Genomic DNA, 596 nt, shown 5'->3' with positions numbered 1-596 from the left:
CGCGGAGGGGGATTCGCTGCTCGGCTGGATCTATGTCGGCACGCCCGACGCCGATCGCCCGCGGCCGAGCCGGCCGGCGCCGGAGGGGTTCCGGCGGGATTGGACACCCGCGCGGTGAGGTGGATGCGAGGGGCCGCCCCTCGCGCAGGGATACAGCCCCGGGCCTTCGGCCGGCGTGGCTATGAAGCAGCGACGGCCGGGGRCAAAGTCCCCCCGTCGCGTCTGTCGCGCAGACCTCCCAAACCTGTCGGAAGTCCTTGCTCCGGCGCGAAACCGCTGCGCAGTATCGCGCGGCGCCGCCTGACGGCGCGGGGGACAAATCGGGGAGACCGCGAATGGACATCGTGTCGCGCGCCAAGGGACTGCTGACTCAGCCGCAGGTCGAGTGGAACGTCGTGGCTGCGGAGCCGGCCGATGTGGGCGGGCTCTTCACGAAATATGTGGTGCCGCTCTCGGCGATCCCGGCGATCGCCGCCTTCATCGGCGCCGTCCTGATCGTCGGCGGGGCAGTGGGCGTGATGCCGCTGCTGATCGTCGCCATCACGAGCTACATCCTCGGCCTGGTCGGCGTCTTCGTGCTCGGCAAGATCATCGAG

The 596-nt window shown here is 70.4% G+C and carries 1 protein-coding gene; it reads left to right on the top strand.

What is annotated here, in order from left to right:
- Positions 1–335: 335 nt before the first annotated feature.
- The coding region (locus AC1DWF_RS36500) for a YIP1 family protein (RefSeq protein ID WP_476843324.1) at positions 336–596 on the top strand (261 nt) is incomplete at its 3' end.

It is taken from the genome of Aminobacter sp. P4_D5, assembly GCF_056401815.1.
Note: the sequence above shows the minus strand (reverse complement) of the source record. Positions and strands in the feature narration are given on the sequence as shown.